We start from the raw sequence: 23,250 nt of genomic DNA on the forward strand, positions 1-23,250 counted from the left end.
ACAGCAGTTGGCGGTCTGGCGATGGGCGCAATCCCGATTTCCACGGCCATCGTGATTCTGTGCACGCGAGCTCAACCCCCGAGACGAATCCGCGCCTTTTGGGTAAGGCGAGAGGAGAAGACTCACGGCCTTGGCGGTGTAGTTAGCGGAACTCTTGAGCCTGCCGATCGCGTTGTCATCGTCGACGATGTCACGACTACCGGTAAGTCTGTCTTACAGGCCATTGACGCGGTGCTTGCCAAGGGCGTCAAGGTGTTGAAGGTCGTGTCTGTCGTCGACCGTCTAGAGGGCGCACGAGAAACCATCGAGAAGCGCGGAATCAAGTTTGAGTCGCTGTACACAAGGGACGAAGTCCTAGGTGAGTGAAGTCACCAGGGCTCATGCTTCTTCCCCATGCGGTACCCGACGATGTTCACGCCGCGATGCAGCGCGGGCGTGATAAGGATGATGGCGAGCAGCCCGTACCAGGCGTCGTCCGAGAAGAACCGCGGCACGGACCAGCCCGCCACGAGCAGGCTCGCGAGCAGCGCGCCGAGCACGAAGTCATACTGGTCGAGCCCCGGCGCCTTCGCGCCACGTGGCTTGTGCATCCGCCGCTTGAGGAACGCGGCGGCCACGTCGCCGAGGAGCGCCCCGAGGGCGAGCGTGGCGGAGGCGAGGCACGCGGTCACGGCCGCCGTGGCGAGGTCGGTCTGCGGCAGTCCGAACGACCACGTGGACGCAGGCGCGAGGAGCCCGAACGGGAGGTACAACAGGAGGCCGAGGAGAGCTCCGCTCAGCGTGCCGCCCACGAGGCCCCGCCACGTCTTCCCATCTCCCAGGACGCGCTCCCCATCCCCCAGCGTCTTGCCGAAGTCCATGGGCGTGCCGCCGCCCCAGAGCACGGCCGCCGGGTTCGCGAGGAAGGCCGGGAGGAAGAACCAGAGGGCCTGGGGGATCGCCTCAAGGGCCATCCCTGCGGCGAACGGAGTCCCTCCCTTTAACCCACCGCTCGTCGCGCCGCGCATCAGGCGCGGGAGAGGCGTTTGCGCATCTCGAGATTGCCCGCGGCCTGGGACACGACCTCGTACCCGGAGCGCTCGTACAGCCCCACCGCCGTCGTGTTCCAGCGGAACACGTTGAGCGAGAGCTCGTGCATCCCCTCCTCGGCGAGGCGGCGCTCCACGGCCTCGAGGAGCCCGCGGCCGTAGCCGTTCCCCCGGAGCGGCTCATCGACCGCGATCTGGAAGAGCCATCTCTTGCCGGCGGCGGTTCCGGATCCGGGCACAGGTCCGTACCAGACCCATCCCACCCGTCGGCCCGCGCCGTCCACCCCCACGAAGAAGGCGTGGCCGCGGCTCGCGGGATCGGATCCCAGGAGGCCCGCGATCTCCTCGCGTGCCCGATCTGTGCACCCTTCCCGCGGCCAGAAGCCCGCGCGGGCCTTCGCCGCCCCGTACTCCTCGGCCTCCTGCCGCAGCGCTTCGTCGCGCTCCGCGTCGGTCATGCGGACGAGGTGAACGGTCCGTGCGGGATGCAGGGGAGAGTTGCCGCGGCCGGGGGCCACACCCCGGACCAAGACACGGTCTGCCATAGACCTTCCCCGACGCGCGGAAGGAAGAAGCTCGGAGCGTGGTTCCGAGAGTGATAATTTCCGCACCAGTCCTTTATAGCGAAACCGGGCTCGTTCGCACGTCGATCATGGACCGCGTGCAGACGTACGTCGAGGGGCTGGACGAGGCCCTCGGAGGCGGCATCCCGCGGGGTTCCGTCGTCCTTGTGGCCGGGACCCCGGGCACGATGAAGACGGCGCTCACCTTCTCCATCCTGTACCACAACGCGAAGGCGGGCTCCCGCGCCCTCTACCTCTCCCTGGAGGAGGGTCAGGAGGACCTCCGGGCCTCCATGGCGGACCTGGGCATGACGGCCCTGGACGACATCGAGCTGTACATCCTGGACATCGGGCGCATCCGCCTCGAGCACAAGGAGGAGGAGCTCTCCAAGAACTGGCTCGACGTGCTCCAGAAGTACATCGAGCAGCGGGTGCGGGTGAACAACTTCGACCTGATCGCGATCGACAGCCTGGAGGCGCTCTACAGCCTGAGCCATCTCGAGAACCCGCGGCGGGAGCTGTTCCACTTCTTCGGCTTCCTGCGCGGGCTCGGGGCCACCTCCTTCCTGATCACGGAGATCCCCAGCGGCTCCAAGGGCGCGTACGGGCGGTACGACGAGGAGTTCCTGGCGGACGGGATCCTCCATCTCAAGCAGGCGCCGATCGGCGAGACGGACGTCCAGCTGCGCATCCGATGCGTGAAGATGCGGCGCTCCAAGCACGAGCACGGGGACTTCGCCCTGGTCCGCGCGACGGACCGGTTCCAAATCACGCGCGTGATCTCAAAGTGACGTCTTCGTGAGGAGCTTCAGGAGCGCGTCCGCGTACCGCGCGGCGAGCGGCTCGTTTCCGAACGTGCGCGCGGCCGCGGCCTTGTTCTCCTCGATCGCCTCCACGGTCTTCGTGAGGACGGAGACCACGTCCCTGCCGGGCGCACGGCGGAACAGGGCGACGAGCGCGATCGTCTCCCCGGTCATGACGACGAGACGGCCCACGGGCAAGTGCATCACGTACGTGCCGCGGGCGGGGCGCCCCGTCTCGCGGCGGACCGCCTCGGCCACGTCGGGCTGGTCCAGGTAGGCGGTCTCGCCCGCCTTCGCGATCACCCCGTGGCCGCGGCGCAGGATGAGGAGCGCGATCGCGTTCGATTCCGTCTCCCTCGCGGCGAGGTCGGACCAGAACGTCGCCTGGAGGGAGAGGGCCCGGAGGCGGCGCCGGAGCGCCGTGATCCCCTCCCGGTCCCGCGTCTTCGTGAGCTCTCGGAGCTGGACCTCGAACTCCTTCGCCTCGCGCGGCGCCAGGAGATGGCGGAACGTCTGGAACTCCTGGTCCAAGGCGTCGAGCTCCGTGGTCGGACGCGGGCGGGGCGGCTCCGGCGCGGACATGCGGGGACCCGGTTCGTGGGGGGACAGGCTCGGCACCTCCTGCTCAATCAGGTCGACGGCGTCGGACAGATTCTTGTCGGGGTGGCGTAGCATGGCCTCCATGACTTGGTCGCCGCGGCCCTCGAGCTCCCACCGGAGCAGCCGAAGGGCAGCCTCGTCCCGTCTACCCATCCCTTTCCAGGAGGGCGCAAGGCCCTCTCGCTACAAAAGCATTCCCTCCATGAATCCCGACGCTATCGACGCCGATAACTAAGGCACCATCCCTTTATAACGCGCCCCGCGTCCTCGGAGGGTCATGGATCCCGAGCTGCCCCTTTTTCGCTCCTATGTCGAAGGTCTCGACCGGTCTCTGGGCGGCGGGATCCCCAAAGGGAGCACGATCCTCGTCGCGGGCACGCCCGGGACGATGAAGACCTCCCTGATCCTGTGGATGATGCACGAGAACGCCCGCCTGAACGGCACGCGGTCCCTGTACGTGAGCCTCGAGCAGGCGGCGGACGGCCTCCGCGCGGGAGCCGCCCGGATGGGCATGAAGCAGCTCGACGAGTCGCACGTGTACATCCTAGACCTGGGACAGCTGCGGCGGGGGATGGAACGGTCCGAGGCCTCGAAGGATTGGATCACGATCCTCCTGGAGCTCGTCAAGGAGGCCGTGAACTCGACCCACTACGAGGTCCTGGCCCTCGACAGCCTGGACGCGCTCTACGCGTTGACGGAGATGAAGAACCCGCGGCGGGAGATGTTCCACTTCCTGACCGGGCTCAAGGACCTCGAACTCACGACCTTCGTGATCACGGAGACCCCGTTCGGCGCCCAGCGACTCGCCCAGTGGGGGGAGGACTTCCTGGCCGACGGGATCCTCCAGCTGCGGCAGGTCGAGGTCGGGGAGACCGACGTCCAGCTGCGCCTTCGGTGCGTCAAGATGCGCTGGATGAACCACGATCACACCGCGCTCGCCCTAAACCACGACGGCGAGAAGTTCTTCGTGACCCACATCCTCTCCAAGAAGAAGTGACGGGGGGCACCTCCCCGGCCGCGTACCCATTCTCACTGGGGATTCAGCGGAGGTGCGGGGCCCGTCGGGGGCGCCTGGGGAGGCATGCCCGCGTACGGCGACGGCATGGGCGGCACGCCCGGGCCGGCGGCCTTCGGGATCTCGCCCCGGTTGATTCGGGACCAGGCCAGGTAGTCCGCCGCCGCGAACAGGGCGACCGGGATCACGTTGAGCAGCTGGTAGCCCGAAGCCAAGGCCACGACCGCGTCGTAGTCCGCGCTCGTCACCACGGTGGCCGCGACCGGGGCCGCGATGAGATAGACCAGGATCGCCAGGACGATGCTCGCGCCGTACGCGGCCCACAGGAGGAGCCGACCCGTCTGGATCTGGAGGGCGTACGTGAACAGGACTTCGGCAATGCCGACGACGATCGCGAAGACGATGAGCCCGAGCAGTGTGGCGGAGAACGACGCGGCCTCGAAGGAGGGCGTGATCGTCACGGTGCCCCCGGGACCCAGGGTGCCCGCGATGCTCGAGATCGCGGCGACGATCACGACGCCGAGGAAGACGACGCAGCCGACGATGAACAGGACGATGGAGAACAGGACGTTCCTCGGGTGGGGCTCACCGAACGCCTTGCGCCCCAGGATCACGAGGATGGCGCCGATGAAGAGCATGAGGTACCCGATGATCGAGATGCCGAACGGAATCCAGGAGAGGAGCGTGCCGATCAGGAGAAGCAGGACCCCCGTCTTCGTGCGGTCCACCTGCTTCGTCCGCTCGTAGTCCACCGGGGATGGGTAGTATCCCGGCGAGGGATAACCGGGTCCGACCGCGTACACCGGCGCGGGCGCCGCCCCCGGCATGGCCCGGGGAGCCCCGAGCGGAGCGCCGCAGTTCGAGCAGAATTGGTAGCCGGGCTGGTTCGAGTAGCCGCAGCGCGTGCAGAGCAGGGGGGCGGACACGGAACTTCCTCCGGCGGGGCCGATGGAGGGAGCCCAGGAAAAAGGTTTCGCGGGCGCGCCGAAGGCTTTTTCGGCCGCCAGCACCCTGGAGCGGCCGCATGGTATCGCCGGGCGCCGTGGACCGATGGATTGCCCTAGAACTCGGCCGGATGAACGCCGGGCTCGTCGTGGAGCGGAAGACGCTCGCGACGCTCCTCGCGGAGCCTCAACCGGTCTGCCGGACCCGCGAGGGCGATCCCCACCCCTTCGATCCGGCGGCCTTGCGGCGCCTCGCCGACGTGCTGACTCGGGAGGAGACGGAGAGCCTGCGCCTGCCCATCACGGTCCTCGCGACGGGGGACTTGGAGGATTCGGCCTACGTCTCCGAGGAGCTGGCGGCGAAGACCCTGCGCGCGGTGGAGGGATTCGGCCCCGCATTCCCGTACCGAGGCGGGCGGATGTACCTGCCCCACTCCCTCGCGGTGGATCTCGTGCGTCACAGCGGCGGCACGTTGCAGCTCGCGTTCGGTTGAGACCGCGGATTACTTGGGGGGCTCGGCCGGCTTCTCGCGGCGGGTCGCCCAGAAGTCCTCGGGCACGTCGTCGTACACGGTCTGCCCCGCCGCGGCCTCTTCCTTCGCGCGCTGGGCCTCCGCGAGGTCGTAGATGCGCTCCTTGCGGAACATCCAGTAGTGGATGCGCCACTCTCGGCCATCGTAGAGGGTGGTCTCCTCCCGCTCGGTTGTGAGGATGCCCGAGTCCTCGAGCATGTAGAACGCGTCCCGGTCCTCCGGTTCGAGGACGTTGTCGATGATCCGCTCGGAATACCCGAAGAAGTTGAGGACGTGGGTGGCCATGGCGCGGGCCTCCTCCTCCTTCATCCCCGTGCGGTCGATCGAGTTCTTGATCGCGCGGGTGAGATCATCCACGGTGATCGTGCCCGCTGGCCCCCGCTCAGGCTTCGCCTTCACAGACATGGGTCGCCCCGAAGGGTTACTACGTGGGCTGCGGGCTATATAAGCATTCCGTCGGACGGAGCCCGGTCTGATTCTCACGCCGCCCCCGGCGGCGGCGGACGACGACGCGGCCAAAGGGTAAAGCGAGTCGGAGCCATGCCGGGGCCGTCGGATGATGCAGGACGGGGACGGGCCGGGCGCGGACAGCGTGGGGGCTCCGGAGCGGGGGAGCGCCGCGCCCGAGGGCGGCACGGAGTCCGAGATCCGCAGCCTGCGGGATGAGGTGCGCCGTCTCCGGGAACAGGTCGCGGCCCTCGCGGCCCGCACGAAGGACGAGGACGTGCGAATCCCGACCTACGTCCGGGGGCTCGACGACGCCCTGCAGGGCGGCGTGCCGCGCGGCCACGTCATCGGCATCGTCGGACCCGGAGGCTCGATGAAGACCTCCTTGGCCCTCTACACCCTGATCCGGAACCGCGCCGCGGGGGCCCGCGGCGTGTTCGTCACCATCGAGGAGAGCCGCGACTCCATCGTTCAGACCATGCGACGCCTCGGCCTCGGGGACGCGGAGGACTTCGTCGTGGACATCAGCCGCCTCCGGCTCGACTACGCGGGCGCGGAGGAGATCCGCGACTGGGTCCGGGTCCTGGAGGACTACCTGAGCCGGCGTCGGGAGCGCGATCCCCTCGGCATCGTGGTGATCGATTCCTTGGACGCCCTGGCCGCGCTCACGCACATCGAGGACGTCCGACGGGAGCTCTTCCACCTGTTCCACTTCCTGCGAGGGCTCGGAGCCACGTCCTTCGTAATCGGGGAGCAGGACCCGGTCCGACCCGGGGTGGATCACGACGTCGCCTTCCTGGCGGACGGCGTTCTCGAGCTGCGCTTCAGCGGCGTGGGCGAAGGCAAGGTCCAGCTCCTGGTCCGCATCGCGAAGATGCGGCACACAAACCACTCGCGAGACTACTTCGTGCTCGACTACGGCCCAGAAGGGTTCGTCGCGCGGCCCTACCAGGTGGCGAGGCCGCGCCGATGGGGACGGCGGGTCTGACCGCGCTCAGAAGTTGCCCTTGATCTTCGCCCGGTCGATCTTGATGCCCGCGGGCGTGGCCATCATGATGTTCTTGCCGACGACGGCGACGTCTCCGCCGCAGTCCCGGATCGCGCTCTTGAGTTCCGCCGTGATGCGCTTCAGGGCGAGCTCGTCGCTAGCCATGCTCGTGTAGTCAATCAACAGGATGTTCCCGTTGTACACGTGGGTCGTGAGATCCGCCACGTCCTCGTAGCGGTAGATTTCCGCGACCTTGACCAGATGTTCGACGGGTTCTCCGAGCGCTCCACCCTCGCTCTCGAAGGTCAACTCCCCCAGGTCGATGTACGTGTCGGCCTCCGCGGCGGAGCCTCCTTCAGCGAGGCGTTTGAACGGCTTCTTGATGAAGGCCATCCCAAATCCCTTCTGGTTCCGCATATCCGGGAGGGGGAATTTAAAAGTATCGTGAATGCGACGGCTCGGGTTGACAGAATGGCGATAAAAATAGATATGACTATATGATAACTATGTTCTTTCGTGCCACGCCACGCCTGAATGAATAGCGGAGTCACAAGATTCTTAAGGGGAGGGCCTTTGTCGCCCCACGCCATGGTCTACGACGTGGTCGTCGTAGGGGGAGGCCCTGCCGGACTCACCGCCGGGATTTACGCGAGGACCCGGAGCCTGTCCACCCTGATCCTGGAGGCCCAGGGGATGGGGGGCCAGCTCACCTGGCTCTACCCGACCAAGTCCGTGTACGACTATCCGAGCTACATCGCGATCGAGGGCGGGGAGCTCGGCGAACTGTTCACGATGCACGCCCGCGAGAGCGGCGCCGAGATGGTCGCCGGGGAGGTCGTGGACCTCAAGCGGGACGGCCAGGTCTTCCGGCTCACGACCCGCCAGGGCGCGGGGTACGAGGCGCGGGCGGTCATCCTCGCGCTGGGCATGGGGCTGTTCGAGCCCAAGCGCTTGGACATCCCCGGCGAGGCGGAGTTCGAGGGCAAGGGCGTCACGTACCAGGTCCAGGACCGCCACGAGTTCCGGGGGCGGCGCGTCCTGATCGTCGGCGGCGGGGACAGCGCGCTCGAGTACGCCCTCGAGATCGTCGCGTCGGCGAAGGGGGTCACCGTGGTCCACCGCCGGGGCGAGTTCCGCGCGATGGAGAAGAACGTGGAGGCACTCCGCAAGGTCCCCGTCGAGGTCATGTTCAACGCGGAGCTCACGTCCATCGAGGGCGACGGCCGGGTGGAGCGAGCGGTCATCTACGACAACCGGACCCTGAAGAAGACGGTCCTCGAAATCGACTCCGTGCTGATCAACATCGGCTTCGAGCCGAGGGTCACGCCCCTCCCGAGGTGGGGAATCGCCCTCGAGGGCGAGCAGCTCATCAAGGTGAAGGCGGACATGTCCACCTCCGTCCCGGGCGTGTACGCCTGCGGCGACATCGTCTCGTACCCGGGGAAGGACAAGCGAATCGTCACGGCGTGCGGGGAGGCCGTGACCGCGGTCATGTCCGTCTACAAGTACCTCAAGTCCCCGTACTGGGCGTGAGCGCCCGCACGAGCGGCGGGAGGGCGGCCGGCGTCTCGATGAGATAGCCCACCCCGGCCTCCTCAAGGCGCGCCCGGGACCCGTAGCCCCACGTGACCCCGACCGTCACCGCGCCCGCCTCACGCCCGGCCCGCACGTCGTTCTCCGTGTCGCCGACGACCGCGCAGGCGGCGACGGGCACCCGGAGCGACGCGGCGGCTTGGAGGACGGGATCGGGGGCGGGCTTCTTGCGCCGCACGGAGTCCCCGCCGAGGACGAGGACGAACGCGTCGAGGAACCCGGCCAGACGCAGGGCCTCGCGGGTCGTATCCGTGCGTTTGTTCGTGAGGGTCCCCAACGACCAGCGCCGCAGGGAGGCGACCATCTCCGGGATCCCGGGATAGGCCCGGACCCCAAGCCGAAGGGAGTCCGCCTCGCTCCGCTGGAACTCCCGGACGGCGTCCCGCAGGGTGTCCCCCGAGAGCCCGCACCGCTCCGTGTAGATCGTCTCGATCGGCGTCCCGATCCAACGCGCGCCCTCGCGACCCGCCATGGCGTGCGACCCGACGGCCGCGAGACCGGCGTCGAAGGCGGCGACCCAGGCGTCCCGGGTGTCGAGGAGGGTACCGTCGACGTCGAAGAGGATCGCGCGGAGGGCGACCACCTCAGGGCTCCTCCTCTCCCAGCCGCCACAGATCGTCCCCCACATGGTGGACCGTCTCGACGGCCTTGCCGCGTTCCTCCCGGACCATGGTCGGGCCGTCCATGATCGCGCGGCCCACGGCCAGGGGACGGCGGTTCTTCTCGTCGCGCACCCAGACGTAGTCGCCTTCCCGGATGCCCAAGTCGGCGTCCACGATCCCGGGGGCCATGACGTCCGCGCCGTTGTAGACGAACGGGACCGCCCCCATGTCCACGGTCACGTGCCGCTTCTCCGCCGGGAAGGCGAGCAGGCCCCGCACGGTCGGCGCGATGGCCTCACCGAGGATCAGGGCAATCGCCTCGTCCTCCCGGAGGAGAACCCGCAGCTCGCCCGCCTCCGCCTCGTCGATGGCGACCTCCCCGGAGGGCATCGCCATGCCGAACTCCTCGGAAAGCCGGCGGAACCAGGCCTCCACCTCCCGGCGGCGGAGTCGGGTGCGGCGGCGGACCCGGAGGGGCACGGAACGCCCTCATGGTCCTCGGGGAGATAACCCTTCCCGAGCCGGGTCACGCGTTCTTCCATTCGGAGACAGGAATAAAAATCCGTCATGGGGACGCGGTCGTGAGGTCCCGCAAGCGCTGGGCCCGCTCCAGGCGCGGGTCCAGGTCCAGGGCCCGCGCGAGAAGACGCTGGGCCTTGGCCTCCTGACCGCACGACCGCCACGCGACCGCCGCATCGCACCAGTACTCCGCGTCCTCGGGGTTCAGCCCAAGCGCCGCGTCGAACGCCGCGGCGGCCTCCTTGGGCCGCCCCGCCGCCATGAGGAACGTGCCTTTGCGATGGTAGGCCACGTCCCGAATCGCGGGGTCCGCGCGGAGCGCGGCTTCGCAGGCGGTGAGCGCCGCCTCGGTCCGGCCGAGGGCCTGGAGGTAATCCGCCCGGAGGAGAATCGCAATCGCATCGGCCGCCTCGACGTCCCCGAGGACGCGCACGGCCTCCTCGATTCGGCCCAGGTCTCCGAGCGCGCGGGCGCGGTCCCGTCGAACCTCGGGATCGTCGCGGAGGGCGCTCGCCTTCTCGAGGAGGGGGAGGGCGCGGTCCGGGCTTCGCCGGGCGAGCCAGACCCGCCCCGCGGCGTGCCAGCCGCGGGCATCCTCGGGGAACTTCCGGCAGGCCTCCTCGGCGGGCGCGAGCGCGTCCGCGGCGCGGTCCGCTCGGAGCAGCGCGTCGGCGAGGGCGGCGTGGGCCTCGGCGTCCCGGGCCCGGGACGCCGCTACGGCGAACGCCTCGAGGGCGTCCTCCGGCCGTTGGAGCTCGTCGAGCAGGCGGGCTTTCCGGAGCGCCAGGGCTGCGTCCGAAGGCTCGATCGCGATCCCCGCGTCCATGCACCGGAGGGCCTCGTCGTAGCAGCGCTCGGCCTCCAGGGGGTTGCCGATTTCCTCGAGAACCCGGCCGCGAAAGATCCACGCGTCCTCGTACCCGGGGTTCAGGATGAGCGCGTTGTTGAGCGCGTCCCGACATTCCTCGAAGCGGCCTAGGGCGTGCAGGACCTCCGCCTTGGCCATCCAGGCGTGGTCGTAGTTCGGGTTCAGCTCGAGGCTCTGGGTGATCAGCTCGAGCCCCTCTTCGTCGCGGCCCAGCTTGTGGAGGCTCTCCCCCTTCGCGTAGAGCGCGTAGTCGAAGTCGGGCCGGAGCTCCAGGGACTTGTCGTGGTACGCCAGGGACTCCTCCCATTTCCCCAGCTTGTTGAGCGCGTTCCCGATGTTGTTCCACGCGATCTCGTACTTCGGGTTGACGGCGATCGCCTTCTCGAAGTAGGGGACGGACTCCTCGTACCGGCCCAGGTTGTACAGGGCGTTCCCCAGGTTGTTCCACAGGACTTCGTCCTGCGCATCCACCTCGAGCGCGCGCCGGTAGCAAGCGACCGCCTCCTCGAGCCGGTCGATCGCATGGAGCGTGTAGCCCTTGTTGTACCAGGCCGCCTTGTAGCCCGGGTCGATGGCGATCGCCCGGTCGTAGGACCGCAGCGCCTCGTCGTGAATCCCGAGCATGAAGAACGTGAACCCCTTGTTGTTCCAGGTGGCTGCGTCCGCCGTGTTGAGCGCGAGGGCGCGGTCGTACGCCTCGACGGCCTCTTCGTATCGCTCCAGGGCGAAGCGCGCGTCCCCCAGGGCGGACCACGTCTCTGCGTCCGCCGACCGGAGGCCGGCGGCGGCCTCGAGGGCCTCGGCGGCCTCCTCGGGCCGATCCAGATCCAGGAGCAAGCGGCCCTTCCGCAGCCACGCCCTTGCGTCCTTGGGATGCTCCCGCAGGAAGTCGTCCTGGAGGGCCAAGGCGGGCTTCGCCCGGCCGAGTCGGGCGAGCGCCGCCGCCTTGTCGAAGACGACGCCGGCGTCGTCCGGGCGGAGGGCGAGCGCGCGGTCGTAGGAGCCCAGGGCATCTTCGAACCGGCCGAGACGGGCCTGCGTGTTCCCCAGGTTGTGCCAGGCGACCTCGTAGTCCGCGTTCCGGAGCAGCGCGTCCCGGTACGAGGCGACGGCCTCGTCCCCGCGCCCGAGCCCGTCGAGCGCCACGCCCCGGTTGTTCCAGAGGACCGGGTCGACGTAGCCGAGGTCGAGGGCTCGATCGTACGCCTCGACCGCCTCCGCGTACCGCCGGGAATCGCACAGCGCGTTCCCCCGGCGGAACTCCGACGCACCGCGCGCCGGGTCCTGGGTCGGGGAGGGGGGCATGGCGGGCTTCCATCCGGGAGGGCTCGCTTAAAGGTTCCGCGGCGGCCCTCCGGGTTGAGAGCATCCCGAGGGCCGCAGACTCAGTTTTAAGTAGCGTCATCCCCTTGGTCCCGCCTCAGGGCGACCGTGACCACCTTCGATGTGGAGTCCTTCTCCAAGTCCAAGGCCATGGAGCTGCCGCGGAACGTCGTGGTGGGCCATGAGGGCATCCTGCAGACGGGCGAGGTCTGCTCGTCGCTGAAGCTCGGGCGCAAAGCGCTCCTCGTGGCCGACGAGATCACGATGAAGGTCGCGGGCGTGACCGTGGTCGACTCCCTGGCAAAGAAGCGGATCAAGGCGACCGAGTACCTGATCCCCGACGCGACCATGGAGGAGGTCCGGGGTGCAGAAGACCGCATCCGCAAGGGGGCCTTCGACTTCGCCCTGGGCGTCGGAGGCGGCCGACCGATCGACGTGGCCAAGTGCGCCTCGTTCTACGCGGGCGTGCCGTTCGTCAGCGTGCCCACGGCCGCGAGCCACGACGGCGTCGTGTCCGCACGGGCGTCAATCACGAAGGGCGGCGAGAAGGTGAGCCTCGCCGCACAGACGCCCATCGCGGTGATCATGGACACGGGAATCATCGCGGAGTCGCCGTTCCGGCTCATGGCCGCAGGCTGCGGGGACATCATCTCCAACCTGACCGCGGTCAAGGACTGGGCCCTCGCGCGGAACCTGAGGAACGAGTACTATTCCTCGTACGCGGCGGCGCTCAGCGAGCTCGCGGCACGCCTCGTAATCGAGAACGCGGCGACGATCAAGCCGCGCCTCGAGGAGAGCGCGTGGTTCGTGTGCAAGGCGCTCGTATCCAGCGGCGTGGCGATGTCCATTGCGGGATCCTCGCGGCCCGCGTCTGGAAGCGAGCACAAGTTCTCCCATGCCCTGGACCGGATCGCGAAGAAGCCCGCGCTCCACGGGGAGCAGTGCGGCGTGGGCACGATCATGATGATGTACCTCCACGCGGGGAACTGGGGGGAGGTACGGGATGCCCTTCTGGCCATCGGCGCCCCGACGACTGCGCACGCGCTCGGCGTGACGGACGATGAGCTCGTCCAGGCGCTTGTCCATGCACACGAGATCGCGAAGGAGCGCTACACGATCCTCGGGGACACGGGGCTCACGGAAGAGGCGGCGGAGCGGCTCGCCCGCATCACGAAGGTCATTTGAGCACGCCGAACCTGTCGTGCGCGGTCACGGCTCGCGCAATCAGCGGCTCGGGATCCACCCCAATCCCGTATTTCCGGAAATACCCCGCGAGCGCGTTCACGCCGCGGCGCAGGGCCTCCGTGGCTTCTGTGAGCCTCATCCACGACGAGGTGCCGGTCCGATCGATCCGGAACGCCTCGCTGAAGTCGATGAACCAGGGCACGCGGTCGTGGACGAGGACGTTGAAGGCGCTCAGGTCCCCGTGGACTACGCCCGCACGCGCGAGCGCCTCCACGCCCCCGAGCACCGCGGCCAAGAAGGACTCGGGATCGTCCAGCCGGATGTCATGGAGCCGCGGCGCCGGGCCGTCGTCGTCGCCGAGGTAGCGCATGGAGAACATGTTCTCGACGCGTCGGGCCGGCGCGGGCACGCGCGCGCCTCCTTTCCACGCCTGGCGGGTGATCTCGAACTCGTGCGCCGCGCGCCAGCCCATCGAATCCGCCTTGATCGGCCCGCCCCCGCGATGGGACGTCCGGTACAGGCGGTAGACCTTGATCGCGAGCGACGCTCCGTGGTACCGGCCGAGGTAGACGTCGGCCTCCTTGCCCGCGCTGATCAGGCCCACGACCTCCGTCGCGAGGCCCGAGGAGAGGATGGCCTCCGCGGTCGAGCGGTATCCGGGCTCGTGCAGGTCGAGCGTTCCCGCCTTGATGCGCCACTGGACACTCGCGTCCAGGTAGGGTTGGTTGGGCATCTTCGACTCTCAGGATCGATGAGGACAGCGTTCGCATCGCAAGCGCACGAACGCCGGAGGGCCGAGGACGGACTCACAAGGCTCCCGGCGCGGCTCGGAAAACCAACTCGGACATCATCGCCGGGAACCTCCTGGTCCACTGGACCGAAGGGCCGATGCGGCGCCGCCTAGATGAAGATGCCGTCCCGGGTGCCGCGGGCGCCGAGGGGCGGTGGCCTTAAGACGGACCGGAGCTTTGGCAACGTCGGGGAGCCGAGTGGCCCAGATCACCCTGGTGGGGGAGCGTCAGGCGGTCGAGGGCCACGAATTCGTGTACCGGGGGCCGCAACCCGAGTGCCGCGCGTGCCGCGTGAAGGCCGCGTGCCTGAACCAGGAGGTCGGGCGGCGGTACCGAATCCTCCGGGCGCGCGACGTGACCCATCCCTGTCTTCTGAACGAGGAGCGCGTCCGGGTCGTCGAGGTCGAGGCCGCGCCGCCCGCGTGCAGCCTCCCCGTCCGCGGGGCCGTGGAGGGCGCCATCGTCGGGTACGAGCCGCTCGTCTGTTCCAACGCGGCGTGTCCGAACTACCGCCTCTGCCACCCCGTGGGCATCGACCCGGGTCAGCGCATCCGCGTGCAGGACGTCGGCAAAGAGCTCGACTGCCCCCTCGGGTACGCGATCGTCCCCGTCCGCGTCACCTACTCGGAGTAGGGAGCGGCCCATGAAAGCCTCCTTGCCGCGGAGGATGACCCTCCACGCGATCGAGGCCGCGTGCCTCACCCTGGGGTATCTCGTGAAGCGCGAGCCGTTCGACGTGGTCGCGTTCAAGTCGCTCCACCGAGGCCGCCGCTTCCACATGCGCCTCGAGACGCACGGTCTGGAGACCGTGCCGAAGGGCGCGGAGATCGACCTCCACGTGGACTTCCTCCGGGAGAACGCCATCGCGAGCTTCCACGGATCCGAGGCGGAGTCCGAAGGCATCGCCTTCGAGATGGGGGAGCTGCTCGGGGCGTTGGGCCGCCAGGACCCGAACCGCTCCCGGCCCCGCGTGCGCTGCCCGGACTGCGGGAAGGAGTTCGGGCAGGGAGTGTTCCAGGCGCACCGGACCGTCGTCCACGGTCGCTAGGCGAACTCGCGGCTGTAGATCGTCCGTCCCGTGTTCCGGAACCCCAGGGACTTCCAGAACGCGGCCGCCGGCGTGTTCGTGGGAAGGACCTCGAGGTCGATCTGGTCGATGTGCATCGCCTTTGCCTCCTCCAGGATCTTCGTGGCCAAGGCCCGCCCAATGCCCTTGCGCCGCAGGGCCGGCTCGACGAAGAAGTCGTTGACCACGAGGAGCCGGCCGAGCTCCGCGGACGTCTGGTACACGGCGAGCGCGACACCAACGACGATCCGCTTCTCCCGCGCGACGAGGAGCAAGCCGCCGACCCGGTTTCGGAGGATCTGGTCCACGGCCCACGAGATCCGCTCGGGCCGGGGCTTCACCCCTTCCGAGGCGTGGTACGCGGCGATTAGGCGTTCGACGTCGGGGCGGTCCGGAGGTGCGGCGCGCTCGACGAGGGCCATGGGAAGTCCGCGAGTCGGGCCACCCGTATAAGGATTACGCGACCGGCTCAAAACAGGGTGACGCGGACCGTCTCTCCCTTCTCCAGGAGGTCCACATTCGCGGGAATCTCGATGTACCCGTCCGCGTGGGCCATCGAGGTGATCGCGCCGCTCTCCTTGTAGGCCGGCACGGCCTCTCCGCCGACGAGGCACACGGTGTGGAACTCCACCCGGCCGAGTGCGCTCGTGAGCCGCTTGGCCAGCGGCGCCTCGACGACGCGCTTGACGGGAGGCGGGAGGCGCGCCATCCGCCGCAGCATGGGCGCGAGCATGAGGTAGCAGTTGCTCAGGCACGACGTCGGGTAGCCGGGCATCCCGAGGACCGGCTTGCCGTCCACGCGTCCCAGGACCGTCGGCTTGCCCGGCTTCACGGCGACGCCATGGAACAGGAGCTCGCCCATGGAGCGCAGGACGTCGATGATCATGTCCTTCGCGCCCACGCTGGACCCCCCGCTGAAGACGACGAGGTCCTCCGCCACCGCCCGACCGAGGGCGTCGCGGAGCGCCTCGAGGCGGTCGCCGACCCGCCCGAGGAGCACGGGCTCGCCGCCGTTCTCCCGGACCACGCAGGACATCGTGTTCGCGTTGATGTCGTACACCTGGCCCGGCCGGATCGGCTTCCCGGGCGGCACGACCTCGTCCCCCGTGGTCAGGATGGCGACCCGCGGCTTCGCGAACACGGCGACGCGGTCCCGGCCGATCGCCGCGAGCGCGCCCACCTTCGCGGGCGTGAGCCACTCCCCCGCGGCGACGACGCGGGAGCCTTTGCGGATGTCCTCCCCCTGCCCCGAGACGTTCTCCCGGGGATGCACGGGGCGGTACACCTTGACGACGTCCCTTTCGCGTTCCGTGTCCTCGACCATGACGACCGCGTCCGCCCCGGGAGGCAGGGTCGCGCCCGTGGCGACCTCCGTGGTGCGTCCCTTGGCCACGCGCTTCCTGGGCACGCCGTCCGCATACAGGGTCTCCTGGATGCGGACCACGACGGGCTTGAACTTCCCCGCGCGGAAGGTCTCCCGGGCGACGACCGCGTAGCCGTCCATGGCCGCGCGGTCCGCCAGCGGCACGTCGATCGGGGCGCGCACGTCCTCCGCGTTCACGCGTCGGAGCGAGTCGAGGAGACCCACGGTCTCCCGCCGCTCGAGGGGGGCGGCGAGGCCTAGGCACAGGGTGAGCGCTTCGTCCAAGGGAATCAGGGCCTTGAGGGGCCGCATGCCTCGGCTCGGGTGCTCGTCCGGCCCGTGGCCTCGATGGACGGTCTCGCGGTTCATCGGCCCATCACCCCCACGACGTGGGGGAGCTCGGGGAGGATGAGCTTCTCCATGGCCAGGCGGCACGCGTCCGGCGAGCCCGGGAGGCAGAAGACGATGCGGCCGTGGTACACGCCTGCGGTGGCCCCGGAGCGCCAGGCCGCGCTGCCGATCGTCTCGTAGGAGAGGCGGCGGAAGAGCTCGCCGAATCCAGGGAGGGTGCGCTCGAACAGGGGTGCCAGGGTGGGGATCGTCACGTCGCGGCGCGCGACGCCCGTGCCGCCGTTCGTGATGATCGCGTCGCACGTCCAGGATGCCTGCTCCACCGCGTCCGCGAGGGCCTTGGGCTCGTCCTTGACCACCGCGTAGAAGAGGACCGTGTGGCCCTTCTTCAGGAGCAGGTCCTTGATCAGCTTGCCCGACTCGTCCGTGTCGGGGGTTCGACTGTCCGAGCTCGTGACGACGCCGCACTTCACGGAGGCGGGCGCGTGCTCCTTGTGCTGCCTCGGGGTGGCCATGGACGGAAGGGGAAGACCGGCGCAGTCCAAAAGGTTGGCCCAGAAAATCAACCTTAAACAAGGTTGATTCCGCTCCCGGCGCGCGGGCGCGCGCGGAGGCCCCCGACCGAGTCTTCACGATGCGAACCGGAGGAACGGCGCCACGCGCTCCGCGGCCGCCGCGTCGTCCAGGGAGGCGGCGAAGGCGGGAAAGGACGGGAAGGGACGCGCTCGGACGATCCGTGCGGCCCGCTTCGCGCCGATCCCCGGGAGGGAGGAGAGCGCGGCGAGCGGGGCCGCGTTCACGTCAAGCGGGTACTCGACCCCCGTCAGGGAGCGATGCCCGTGGCTCACCACGCGGACGTCGACGAACCGATTCAGCGGCACGGGGTACGGGAGGCCGACGAGGATTGGATACGTGCCGATCTGCCGGCCGTACGTCACGTGGCCCTGTCGGAGTTCCAGGAACACGCGGGTCAGCACGGTCCCCTCGGGCACAACGCGACGCAGCATCTCGTGGTCGAATCCCGTCCGCACGGACTCCTTGAACCGCCGGAACTCCGCGTGAAGGCCCGTGGGCTCGAACTCCTGGCGGACCGGGCGCACCTGCCGCAGGTTCACGCGCCGGACCCAGAGATCTTCCTCGAGCAGGCGGCGGAGAAACGCGCGATTGAGGTCGAAGGTCTTCCTCGTCTCCCCGGTGAGTCCCGCGACGAAGTTGAGTCCAGGGAGGAGGCGCGGCATGCCGTTCTCGCCTCGCTCTCGTCCGACCCCGTTCACCATGCGGATGGCCTCGAGGCAGCCGTCCGCATCGATGTTCAGGTTGTTCGCCTCCGTGACCGCGGGATCCGCGGACTCGAGCCCGAAGGACAACAGGTTGCCCGGCGAGGTGTAGCGGACCAGGAGACGCAGCCCGTCCGTGGCCTCGTCGGGGTGGGCCACCATCATGGCGGGATCGCCGTTGTCCGTGTGTAGGATCCGGAGGCGGGGCGCCTCCTCGCGGATGCCGCGGAGCAGGGCAGCGAGCGCGGGGACGTTGATCTGGGGCGTGGGGGAGCTGCCCAGACCCAAGGCCTGGTAGCTGAAGAAGTCCGCCTGGCCGCCCAGGCGGAAGTTCACGACGCCGAGCTCCGCGAGCCGCCGAACCTCCGCGAGGATGCCGTCCAGGGGCCGGAACTTCGTGATCCCGTACTGCGGCTCAATGCAGAAGCTGCATCCGCCGTTCACGTAGCGGACGCAGCCCTTCGTCGTGTCGAGCTCCGCGATCAACGGCTCGGGGAAGTCGGGGTGGTGCCGGACGACCTCCGCGCCGAGGAGGCCCCAGCGGTCCCACTCCGCCAGGGCCCGGTCGCGGTCCTCCCATTCGCCGCGGGTGAGATGATCGTACACGCACGCGTCGAGGTCGCGGACGGCGACGTGGTCGAACGGTTCGGTCAGGGTCTCGTCGAAGAACCGGAATCGCGCGAGAGGGCCGCCGAGGACGCGAGGGCCCGCGAACGCTTCGGCGTGGCGGAGGACCTCCTTCTCGCTGATGGGCAGGCCGCGGAGGTACTTGCCCGGGACGATGGGGCCCGAGATGATCGCGAGCAGGTCGCCCTTGAGAGGACGCCCGGCTCGGACCTGATCGACCGTGACGTACTCCCAGTCGTGGCCCGAGTCGGCGACCGCGCCCGCGAGGTACCGCGGATACGGGGAAACGTAGGGCGGCACGCCGAAGTTGGACGGCTCGTCCACGTAGCCGTCCAGGATCACGACCTTCATGGGTCGCAATCCATGCCGCCCTCGCGATAAAAGGGCTTCGGCGGGTCGCCTAGGTCTGCACCTTCTTGGATTCCTTGCTGCCCCAGCGCCCGATCACAATGATCAGCACGATCATCACGACGGTGATGATAACCGCGGTGACGATGAAGCTCACATACCCGAGAGCATCCGCCGGCGCCGTTGTGTTCACGTGGGCGAGGCCGAGCCCGCCCTGCACGACTTGGTTCCAGAGCAGCGCAATGACGAAACCGAACGCCGTCGCGAGGGACGTCGAGATGGTCTTGCGCACTTCCGCGACCGAGAGCTTTCGTTCCTCAGCCATACCAACCCTCGATCGGGAATGTACCAACGAAGAATAGTCCTTTTCGGAGGAGCCCACCGGGCTTTGATCGGCTTAGCGGCCGGGTCGGGCCGCGCCCTTCTCTTTCGAGACCACACGAATCCCCTCAATCCTGGCGGTTGGATACTGCCCTCGTTCGTCCTTCTCCAACGACTTGACCATGTCCCAGACCGTGAGCAAGGCGACGGTCACGCCGTACAGGGCCTCCATCTCCACACCCGTCTTGTAGGTCGCTTCCACGGTGGTCGTGCAGTCGATGCGGTTTGCCGCAATCTCGAACTCGACGGCCGCGGACGTGAGCGGGATGGGATGACAGTGGGGCAGCGTCTGCCACGTGGACTTGATCGCCTGCAGACCGGCGACCTCGGCGGCCGCAATGGGGTCGCCCTTCTCGACGCGTCCCGACCGGATGGCGGCGATCGTCTTCGGCCGCAGGCGGATCGTGCCCGTGGCCACCGCCCTCCGAGGCACGTCGGGTTTGGCCCCGATGTCGACCATCCGCGCCATCGCCTTCCGCCACCGAGCCCACGCTATTTCATCCCTTGCAGGCGTCCGACGTTGTCAAGACACGCGCGCGCGTCGGACGCTGCGGCCGCCCTTCCCATCGCGCGCGCGAGGCGTTGTCAAGTCGATGCGTCGGACGCCGGAGCGCTTAACTACGGCCCCGGCCGCTGAGGCGGGCTTGTGCGGATGGGACAAGGCGCGCACGAAGGGATGGGACGGGACGCCGCGGCACGGCCTCCCGAACGTGCGATTCCTTCCCCGCGTCCCCGCCGCGTGACCCGACCGGCCGAGCGGCTCGCGTGCGGCTCCGGGGTCGGGCGAAACGACGTGAGGCGAAGGACATGGGAAACACCAAGAAACTCGTAGGGCTGGGCTTGGCCGTCGCCATCGCCGTGGCCCTCGTGGTCTACGTGCTCCTTCCCCAGGCGGGGCCGACCGCGAGCAGCACGCTCGTGAACCAGCCCCGGATGCCGAGCGGCCCGAACCCGCACGGCCCTTGGCCCGGGAGAAGCGCGCCCGCAACGCCCTCGACGACGACCCCGCCGAGCCATCCGGGGGACGGGCACGACCACGACGGCTGCGGGACGGGAGACGCCTCCTCGCACCACTCGGACCGCCACGACGGCGATCATGGACGGGAGGGCGCGTGCCACGACCCGGCGGGCCACGGCCACGACGGCCATGACCACGGCCACCACAACGGCGAGGTCAACGGCCACCATGGCCACGACGCTCGGAACGAGGGTCGGTCGGAGCGGGACGGCTCCCGCGGCGAGTCCAAGGGCGGCCACTGAACCTTCTTTCCTTCGGGGAAGCGGTCCGGGCGGACGGCCCGGCCGCGGTTTCTTGCGGATCAGCGGGAGCGCGTCGTCGGCGGTCGGGAGGCTTTGCGTGGGGGCTCCGACTTCCAGATCGGCACGATCCGCTTGACCTCGTCCATGGCCCACGTGCAGGCGTCGAACGCCGCGCGGCGATGGGGCGCGGAGCACGCGACCGCCACCGAGTCCCCACCGACCGGGACGCGGCCGAGCCGGTGCACGATGGACATGTCGAGAATTGGGAACTTGTCCCGCGCCCGCGCCACGAGCTCCGTGAGCACCTTCTCCGCCATGGGGACGTAGATCTCGTAGTCCAGGGCTGCGACCGCGGGTTCCTCCCGCACGCTCCCGAGGAAGAGCACGACCGCGCCGGCATCGTCGCGACGCACGCTGTCCAGGACCGCGGGGACGTCGATCCGCCCGCGGGTGATCCGGATCATGCCGCGCCTCCGCTCACGGGCGGCAGGAGTGCGACCTCGTCGCCCTCCTTGAGGACCGTCGAGGGTTCCGCGAACGACCGGTTCACGGCGAGCATCATCGTGTCGCGGTGGGGCGCGAGCTTGGGATGGCGGCGCAGGAACGCGTCGAGGAACTGCCCCAGGGTGGTCCCGGGATCGGTGGTCCAGGCGAGATCCTTCGCACCCACGATCTCGCGGTACGTGGCGAAGAGCCGGACCCGCAGCTGCATGCCTCCGTCGGATGCCGGGGGCGCCATTTGGGCTTTGCGCCTCACGCCTCCGAAGCACGCGCCAGGAGCGCGGCGCGTCGCTCTCGGAGCTCCACGGCGATACGGTCGAAGTAGTCCGCGATCGCGGCCTCGAGTCGCGGCCGGGAGGAAGGGGAGTGCGGCGAGCCGATGTACTGGAAGACCTGGACATGCTTCCCCCCACGTTCCTCGTAGTGCCAGAAGTAGAGGTAGGGACGCCCGCGGATCTCCTTCGTGGTGAGGCCGCATCCGGTCTGCACGTCACGCAGGACCGGTTTAACCTTATTTAAGGTTGATTCCTATCGAGGCGCGGAGCGTCACCCCCACCCCTTCATTTCCGGTGGAAACGCTTATCGGGCACCCGCCCTTTGGACGGGCCGTTGGACGTCCTCCTGGTCTCCCTCGCGCCGGACACCGCGGAGATTGAGGCGCTTCTCGACTCCGCAGGGCACCGGGTTGCGGACCGCATCGTCCAGCGCCGGGACCGGCCCGAACCGCAAACCTTCGTCGGCCGAGGCAAGCTCGAGGAGATCCGGGATCGAATCGACCGAGGCGGCATCGACCTGGCCGTGTTCAACGGCGAGCTGCGGCCCACGATGCATTTTCACCTGGAGCAGGAGCTGGGCGTGGAATGCTACGACCGCCTCCGGGTCCTCCTGGAACTCTTCGCGCAACGGGCCGCCACGCGCGAAGCGAAGCTCCAGGTCGAGCTCGCGCTCCTCCAGTATGAGATCCCCCTGCTGCGCGAGTGGATCCACGAGGCGGACGTGGGCGAGCGGCCCGGGTTCATGTCGGGCGGCGAACTGCGTGTGGACGCGTACTACGAGACGGTCAAGCGCCGGCTCAAGAAAATCAAGGACGAGCTCGAGATGATTCGCCGCGAACGGGGCGTGCGGCGCCAGCTGCGCAAGGAGCGGGGATACCATCTGGTCGCCTTGGCGGGGTACGCGAACGCGGGCAAGTCGTCCCTCCTGAACGCCCTCGCCCGCGAGCACGTCGTCGTAGATGCGCGCATGTTCTCTACGCTCTCCACGACGACGCGGACGCTTCCCGGAATCCATCGTCGCATCCTCCTCACGGACACGGTCGGATTCGTGGACGGCGTGCCCTTCTGGATGATCGACGCGTTCAACGCCACCCTAGAGGAGATATTCCAGGCGGACCTCGTCCTGCTGCTCGTCGACGCGGTCGATTCCGTCGATGAGATCCGCCGCAAGGTCCGTCTCGCGGCGCGCACCCTCCTCCCCAAAGTCCGCATCGAGGCGATTCTCCCCGTCCTCACGAAGGTCGACCTGCTCTCCGCGGAGGCGCTGACGGACAAGGCACGGGCCCTCGCCGAGTCCGAGTTGCACCGGCCGCCCCTCCTGCTGTCGGCGCGCACGGAGGACGGGCTCGAAGACCTCCGCCGTGTGATCCAGGAGACGTTCGCCTACCCCATCGAAATCCATCTCGTGCTCCCGCTCGACCCGGACAGTGAGGCGAAGCTGCACTGGCTCCACGAGCGCACGGACGTCGTGTCCGTGGATCACAGGCCGGACCGGGTCGAGGCGGTCGTCCGATGTCGGCCCCAGGATGCGGACCTGGTCCAAGACCTCGGCCGGGTGGTCCTCCGCCGGGACCTCAACCCTTGATCCGGAACTCCTTCCGCTTCGCGTGGTACCGTTTCTCGTACGACGAGGGCAGATGGTAGTACGCGAGTTCTTCGATGCGCTTCTGGTTCTTGACGAAAATCTCCTTGGACGTCGTGGTCACGAGGCGGTCGAACTCCCTCTCCTTGCGGATCGTGTCGATGAAGTAATAGCCGCCTCCGAGCAGCGCGAGGAAGCCGAGGAAGGCCACCCAAATCATCCAGTTGTTGATCGCGTTGTTGACGGACTTGAGCCAGTCCGGGGTCACGTTCGGGATCACCCAGTACGTGATCGCGAGGATCATGCTCAGGATGCCCAGGCCGAAGATCAAGGTACTCAACTCGTACCGGAGATCCCGCAGGCTGACCATGCGGCGCGGGCTATGAGTGCGGCGGTCATAAGCTTTGCCCGCTCCAG

The 23,250-nt window shown here is 68.7% G+C and carries 31 protein-coding genes; 11 read left to right on the forward strand and 20 right to left on the reverse strand.

What is annotated here, in order from left to right; all coding sequences use genetic code 11:
* A partial coding sequence (locus tag VEY12_00370) for a phosphoribosyltransferase family protein (GenBank protein HYM38585.1) occupies positions 1–366 on the forward strand: 366 nt, incomplete at its 5' end.
* A 2-nt stretch (positions 367–368) separates the two neighbouring features.
* On the opposite strand, the gene VEY12_00375 is transcribed toward VEY12_00370, so the two are convergent.
* Both VEY12_00375 and VEY12_00380 read right to left on the reverse strand, forming a co-directional pair.
* A complete protein-coding gene (locus VEY12_00375; GenBank protein HYM38586.1) occupies positions 369–953 on the reverse strand; it encodes a CDP-2,3-bis-(O-geranylgeranyl)-sn-glycerol synthase in 585 nt (194 codons plus the stop codon).
* A gap of 53 nt (positions 954–1,006) precedes the next feature.
* Complete coding sequence (locus VEY12_00380) at positions 1,007–1,546, reverse strand: GNAT family N-acetyltransferase (protein ID HYM38587.1); 540 nt, start codon at positions 1,544–1,546, stop codon at positions 1,007–1,009.
* A gap of 134 nt (positions 1,547–1,680) precedes the next feature.
* Between VEY12_00380 and VEY12_00385 the strand changes: the two genes are divergently transcribed.
* Positions 1,681–2,382: an ATPase domain-containing protein gene (locus VEY12_00385; protein ID HYM38588.1), complete on the forward strand. Its 702-nt coding sequence runs from the start codon at positions 1,681–1,683 to the stop codon at positions 2,380–2,382.
* Here the strand turns inward: VEY12_00385 and VEY12_00390 are convergent.
* Positions 2,374–3,147: a hypothetical protein gene (locus VEY12_00390; protein ID HYM38589.1), complete on the reverse strand. Its 774-nt coding sequence runs from the start codon at positions 3,145–3,147 to the stop codon at positions 2,374–2,376. The genes VEY12_00385 and VEY12_00390 overlap by 9 nt on opposite strands.
* 124 nt (positions 3,148–3,271) lie before the next feature.
* Here VEY12_00390 and VEY12_00395 point away from each other — a divergent pair, with 124 nt between their 5' ends.
* The gene (locus tag VEY12_00395) at positions 3,272–3,991 is read left to right on the forward strand and encodes an ATPase domain-containing protein (protein ID HYM38590.1); all 720 of its coding nucleotides are present in this window, start codon (positions 3,272–3,274) and stop codon (positions 3,989–3,991) included.
* Between the two features lie 32 nt (positions 3,992–4,023).
* Here the strand turns inward: VEY12_00395 and VEY12_00400 are convergent, their stop codons facing one another.
* Positions 4,024–4,935, reverse strand: coding sequence for a zinc-ribbon domain-containing protein (locus VEY12_00400; protein HYM38591.1), 912 nt, complete (start codon positions 4,933–4,935; stop codon positions 4,024–4,026).
* A 98-nt stretch (positions 4,936–5,033) separates the two neighbouring features.
* Between VEY12_00400 and VEY12_00405 the strand changes: the two genes are divergently transcribed.
* Positions 5,034–5,447 carry a DUF61 family protein gene (locus VEY12_00405; GenBank protein ID HYM38592.1) on the forward strand — a complete coding sequence of 138 codons (414 nt, stop codon included), beginning with the start codon at positions 5,034–5,036 and terminating at the stop codon, positions 5,445–5,447.
* Between the two features lie 9 nt (positions 5,448–5,456).
* Here the strand turns inward: VEY12_00405 and VEY12_00410 are convergent, their stop codons facing one another.
* On the reverse strand, positions 5,457–5,891 hold the full coding sequence (locus VEY12_00410) for a DUF6015 family protein (protein HYM38593.1): 435 nt from the start codon (positions 5,889–5,891) through the stop codon (positions 5,457–5,459).
* 151 nt (positions 5,892–6,042) lie between these two features.
* Here VEY12_00410 and VEY12_00415 point away from each other — a divergent pair, with 151 nt between their 5' ends.
* Positions 6,043–6,921 (forward strand): ATPase domain-containing protein, encoded by an 879-nt coding sequence (locus VEY12_00415; protein ID HYM38594.1) that lies wholly within the window; start codon positions 6,043–6,045, stop codon positions 6,919–6,921.
* A 6-nt stretch (positions 6,922–6,927) separates the two neighbouring features.
* On the opposite strand, the gene sepF is transcribed toward VEY12_00415, so the two are convergent.
* On the reverse strand, positions 6,928–7,314 hold the full coding sequence (sepF, locus tag VEY12_00420; GenBank protein ID HYM38595.1) for a cell division protein SepF: 387 nt from the start codon (positions 7,312–7,314) through the stop codon (positions 6,928–6,930).
* A 195-nt stretch (positions 7,315–7,509) separates the two neighbouring features.
* Here sepF and VEY12_00425 point away from each other — a divergent pair, with 195 nt between their 5' ends.
* Positions 7,510–8,454: an FAD-dependent oxidoreductase gene (locus tag VEY12_00425; protein ID HYM38596.1), complete on the forward strand. Its 945-nt coding sequence runs from the start codon at positions 7,510–7,512 to the stop codon at positions 8,452–8,454.
* Here the strand turns inward: VEY12_00425 and VEY12_00430 are convergent.
* The 3 genes from VEY12_00430 to VEY12_00440 form a co-directional block, all read right to left on the reverse strand.
* Positions 8,432–9,097, reverse strand: a complete 666-nt coding sequence (locus VEY12_00430) for an HAD-IA family hydrolase (GenBank protein HYM38597.1) — start codon at positions 9,095–9,097, stop codon at positions 8,432–8,434. The genes VEY12_00425 and VEY12_00430 overlap by 23 nt on opposite strands.
* Before the next feature lies 1 nt (position 9,098).
* Positions 9,099–9,596 (reverse strand): PUA domain-containing protein, encoded by a 498-nt coding sequence (locus VEY12_00435; GenBank protein ID HYM38598.1) that lies wholly within the window; start codon positions 9,594–9,596, stop codon positions 9,099–9,101.
* Between the two features lie 85 nt (positions 9,597–9,681).
* A complete protein-coding gene (locus tag VEY12_00440; GenBank protein ID HYM38599.1) occupies positions 9,682–11,808 on the reverse strand; it encodes a tetratricopeptide repeat protein in 2,127 nt (708 codons plus the stop codon).
* A 168-nt stretch (positions 11,809–11,976) separates the two neighbouring features.
* On the opposite strand from VEY12_00440, the gene VEY12_00445 reads away from it, so the two are divergent.
* Positions 11,977–13,011, forward strand: coding sequence for an NAD(P)-dependent glycerol-1-phosphate dehydrogenase (locus VEY12_00445; GenBank protein ID HYM38600.1), 1,035 nt, complete (start codon positions 11,977–11,979; stop codon positions 13,009–13,011).
* Here VEY12_00445 and VEY12_00450 read toward each other — a convergent pair.
* Complete coding sequence (locus VEY12_00450; protein HYM38601.1) at positions 13,004–13,744, reverse strand: RIO1 family regulatory kinase/ATPase; 741 nt, start codon at positions 13,742–13,744, stop codon at positions 13,004–13,006. The two genes, VEY12_00445 and VEY12_00450, sit on opposite strands and share 8 nt — an antisense overlap.
* 256 nt (positions 13,745–14,000) lie before the next feature.
* Between VEY12_00450 and VEY12_00455 the strand changes: the two genes are divergently transcribed.
* The gene (locus tag VEY12_00455; protein HYM38602.1) at positions 14,001–14,435 is read left to right on the forward strand and encodes a UPF0179 family protein; all 435 of its coding nucleotides are present in this window, start codon (positions 14,001–14,003) and stop codon (positions 14,433–14,435) included.
* A gap of 10 nt (positions 14,436–14,445) precedes the next feature.
* Positions 14,446–14,850, forward strand: coding sequence for a hypothetical protein (locus VEY12_00460; GenBank protein ID HYM38603.1), 405 nt, complete (start codon positions 14,446–14,448; stop codon positions 14,848–14,850).
* Here VEY12_00460 and VEY12_00465 read toward each other — a convergent pair.
* The 6 genes from VEY12_00465 to moaC all read right to left on the reverse strand — a co-directional run bounded on the left by VEY12_00465 (position 14,847) and on the right by moaC (position 19,684).
* Complete coding sequence (locus VEY12_00465) at positions 14,847–15,290, reverse strand: GNAT family N-acetyltransferase (protein ID HYM38604.1); 444 nt, start codon at positions 15,288–15,290, stop codon at positions 14,847–14,849. The genes VEY12_00460 and VEY12_00465 overlap by 4 nt on opposite strands.
* A gap of 47 nt (positions 15,291–15,337) precedes the next feature.
* Positions 15,338–16,600: a gephyrin-like molybdotransferase Glp gene (glp, locus tag VEY12_00470; GenBank protein HYM38605.1), complete on the reverse strand. Its 1,263-nt coding sequence runs from the start codon at positions 16,598–16,600 to the stop codon at positions 15,338–15,340.
* On the reverse strand, positions 16,597–17,097 hold the full coding sequence (locus VEY12_00475; protein HYM38606.1) for a molybdenum cofactor biosynthesis protein B: 501 nt from the start codon (positions 17,095–17,097) through the stop codon (positions 16,597–16,599). Before VEY12_00475 ends, glp begins: the two co-directional genes overlap by 4 nt.
* 114 nt (positions 17,098–17,211) lie before the next feature.
* Positions 17,212–18,837 carry a radical SAM protein gene (locus VEY12_00480; GenBank protein HYM38607.1) on the reverse strand — a complete coding sequence of 542 codons (1,626 nt, stop codon included), beginning with the start codon at positions 18,835–18,837 and terminating at the stop codon, positions 17,212–17,214.
* A gap of 49 nt (positions 18,838–18,886) precedes the next feature.
* Positions 18,887–19,159 carry a DUF5654 family protein gene (locus VEY12_00485; protein HYM38608.1) on the reverse strand — a complete coding sequence of 91 codons (273 nt, stop codon included), beginning with the start codon at positions 19,157–19,159 and terminating at the stop codon, positions 18,887–18,889.
* Positions 19,160–19,231: 72 nt separating this feature from the next.
* Positions 19,232–19,684 carry a cyclic pyranopterin monophosphate synthase MoaC gene (moaC, locus tag VEY12_00490; protein HYM38609.1) on the reverse strand — a complete coding sequence of 151 codons (453 nt, stop codon included), beginning with the start codon at positions 19,682–19,684 and terminating at the stop codon, positions 19,232–19,234.
* Between the two features lie 338 nt (positions 19,685–20,022).
* On the opposite strand from moaC, the gene VEY12_00495 reads away from it, so the two are divergent.
* Entirely contained in the window at positions 20,023–20,475 is a 453-nt protein-coding gene (locus VEY12_00495) for a hypothetical protein (protein ID HYM38610.1), read from the forward strand.
* 59 nt (positions 20,476–20,534) lie between these two features.
* Here the strand turns inward: VEY12_00495 and VEY12_00500 are convergent, their stop codons facing one another.
* The 3 genes from VEY12_00500 to VEY12_00510 are packed head-to-tail and all read right to left on the reverse strand — an operon-like array spanning position 20,535 to position 21,465.
* Positions 20,535–20,939, reverse strand: coding sequence for a molybdenum cofactor biosynthesis protein MoaE (locus VEY12_00500; GenBank protein HYM38611.1), 405 nt, complete (start codon positions 20,937–20,939; stop codon positions 20,535–20,537).
* Complete coding sequence (locus VEY12_00505; protein ID HYM38612.1) at positions 20,936–21,187, reverse strand: MoaD/ThiS family protein; 252 nt, start codon at positions 21,185–21,187, stop codon at positions 20,936–20,938. The genes VEY12_00500 and VEY12_00505 overlap by 4 nt, the downstream gene beginning before the upstream one ends.
* Positions 21,188–21,228: 41 nt before the next feature.
* Complete coding sequence (locus VEY12_00510; protein ID HYM38613.1) at positions 21,229–21,465, reverse strand: hypothetical protein; 237 nt, start codon at positions 21,463–21,465, stop codon at positions 21,229–21,231.
* 120 nt (positions 21,466–21,585) lie between these two features.
* Between VEY12_00510 and hflX the strand changes: the two genes are divergently transcribed.
* Positions 21,586–22,836, forward strand: coding sequence for a GTPase HflX (gene hflX / locus VEY12_00515; GenBank protein ID HYM38614.1), 1,251 nt, complete (start codon positions 21,586–21,588; stop codon positions 22,834–22,836).
* Here the strand turns inward: hflX and VEY12_00520 are convergent.
* Positions 22,826–23,203 (reverse strand): DUF3198 domain-containing protein, encoded by a 378-nt coding sequence (locus VEY12_00520; GenBank protein HYM38615.1) that lies wholly within the window; start codon positions 23,201–23,203, stop codon positions 22,826–22,828. The genes hflX and VEY12_00520 overlap by 11 nt on opposite strands.
* Positions 23,204–23,250: the final 47 nt, after the last annotated feature.

It is taken from the genome of Thermoplasmata archaeon (genome assembly GCA_035632695.1).
GTDB lineage: Archaea > Thermoplasmatota > Thermoplasmata > RBG-16-68-12 > RBG-16-68-12 > RBG-16-68-12.

Excerpts from the sequence above, each read along its gene's own strand:
- VEY12_00375 (HYM38586.1), bottom strand. The coding sequence starts at position 953 with ATGGCCCTTGAGGCGATCCCCCAGGCCCTCTGGTTCTTCCTCCCGGCC.
- VEY12_00385 (HYM38588.1), top strand. The coding sequence starts at position 1,681 with ATGGACCGCGTGCAGACGTACGTCGAGGGGCTGGACGAGGCCCTCGGA.
- VEY12_00390 (HYM38589.1), bottom strand. The coding sequence starts at position 3,147 with ATGGGTAGACGGGACGAGGCTGCCCTTCGGCTGCTCCGGTGGGAGCTC.
- VEY12_00395 (HYM38590.1), top strand. The coding sequence starts at position 3,272 with ATGGATCCCGAGCTGCCCCTTTTTCGCTCCTATGTCGAAGGTCTCGAC.
- VEY12_00405 (HYM38592.1), top strand. The coding sequence starts at position 5,034 with ATGGTATCGCCGGGCGCCGTGGACCGATGGATTGCCCTAGAACTCGGC.
- VEY12_00410 (HYM38593.1), bottom strand. The coding sequence starts at position 5,891 with ATGTCTGTGAAGGCGAAGCCTGAGCGGGGGCCAGCGGGCACGATCACC.
- VEY12_00415 (HYM38594.1), top strand. The coding sequence starts at position 6,043 with ATGATGCAGGACGGGGACGGGCCGGGCGCGGACAGCGTGGGGGCTCCG.
- sepF (HYM38595.1), bottom strand. The coding sequence starts at position 7,314 with ATGGCCTTCATCAAGAAGCCGTTCAAACGCCTCGCTGAAGGAGGCTCC.
- VEY12_00425 (HYM38596.1), top strand. The coding sequence starts at position 7,510 with ATGGTCTACGACGTGGTCGTCGTAGGGGGAGGCCCTGCCGGACTCACC.
- VEY12_00440 (HYM38599.1), bottom strand. The coding sequence starts at position 11,808 with ATGCCCCCCTCCCCGACCCAGGACCCGGCGCGCGGTGCGTCGGAGTTC.
- VEY12_00445 (HYM38600.1), top strand. The coding sequence starts at position 11,977 with ATGGAGCTGCCGCGGAACGTCGTGGTGGGCCATGAGGGCATCCTGCAG.
- VEY12_00450 (HYM38601.1), bottom strand. The coding sequence starts at position 13,744 with ATGCCCAACCAACCCTACCTGGACGCGAGTGTCCAGTGGCGCATCAAG.
- VEY12_00460 (HYM38603.1), top strand. The coding sequence starts at position 14,446 with ATGAAAGCCTCCTTGCCGCGGAGGATGACCCTCCACGCGATCGAGGCC.
- VEY12_00465 (HYM38604.1), bottom strand. The coding sequence starts at position 15,290 with ATGGCCCTCGTCGAGCGCGCCGCACCTCCGGACCGCCCCGACGTCGAA.
- glp (HYM38605.1), bottom strand. The coding sequence starts at position 16,600 with ATGAACCGCGAGACCGTCCATCGAGGCCACGGGCCGGACGAGCACCCG.
- VEY12_00475 (HYM38606.1), bottom strand. The coding sequence starts at position 17,097 with ATGGCCACCCCGAGGCAGCACAAGGAGCACGCGCCCGCCTCCGTGAAG.
- VEY12_00480 (HYM38607.1), bottom strand. The coding sequence starts at position 18,837 with ATGAAGGTCGTGATCCTGGACGGCTACGTGGACGAGCCGTCCAACTTC.
- VEY12_00485 (HYM38608.1), bottom strand. The coding sequence starts at position 19,159 with ATGGCTGAGGAACGAAAGCTCTCGGTCGCGGAAGTGCGCAAGACCATC.
- moaC (HYM38609.1), bottom strand. The coding sequence starts at position 19,684 with ATGGCGCGGATGGTCGACATCGGGGCCAAACCCGACGTGCCTCGGAGG.
- VEY12_00495 (HYM38610.1), top strand. The coding sequence starts at position 20,023 with ATGGGAAACACCAAGAAACTCGTAGGGCTGGGCTTGGCCGTCGCCATC.
- VEY12_00500 (HYM38611.1), bottom strand. The coding sequence starts at position 20,939 with ATGATCCGGATCACCCGCGGGCGGATCGACGTCCCCGCGGTCCTGGAC.
- VEY12_00505 (HYM38612.1), bottom strand. The coding sequence starts at position 21,187 with ATGCAGCTGCGGGTCCGGCTCTTCGCCACGTACCGCGAGATCGTGGGT.
- VEY12_00520 (HYM38615.1), bottom strand. The coding sequence starts at position 23,203 with ATGGTCAGCCTGCGGGATCTCCGGTACGAGTTGAGTACCTTGATCTTC.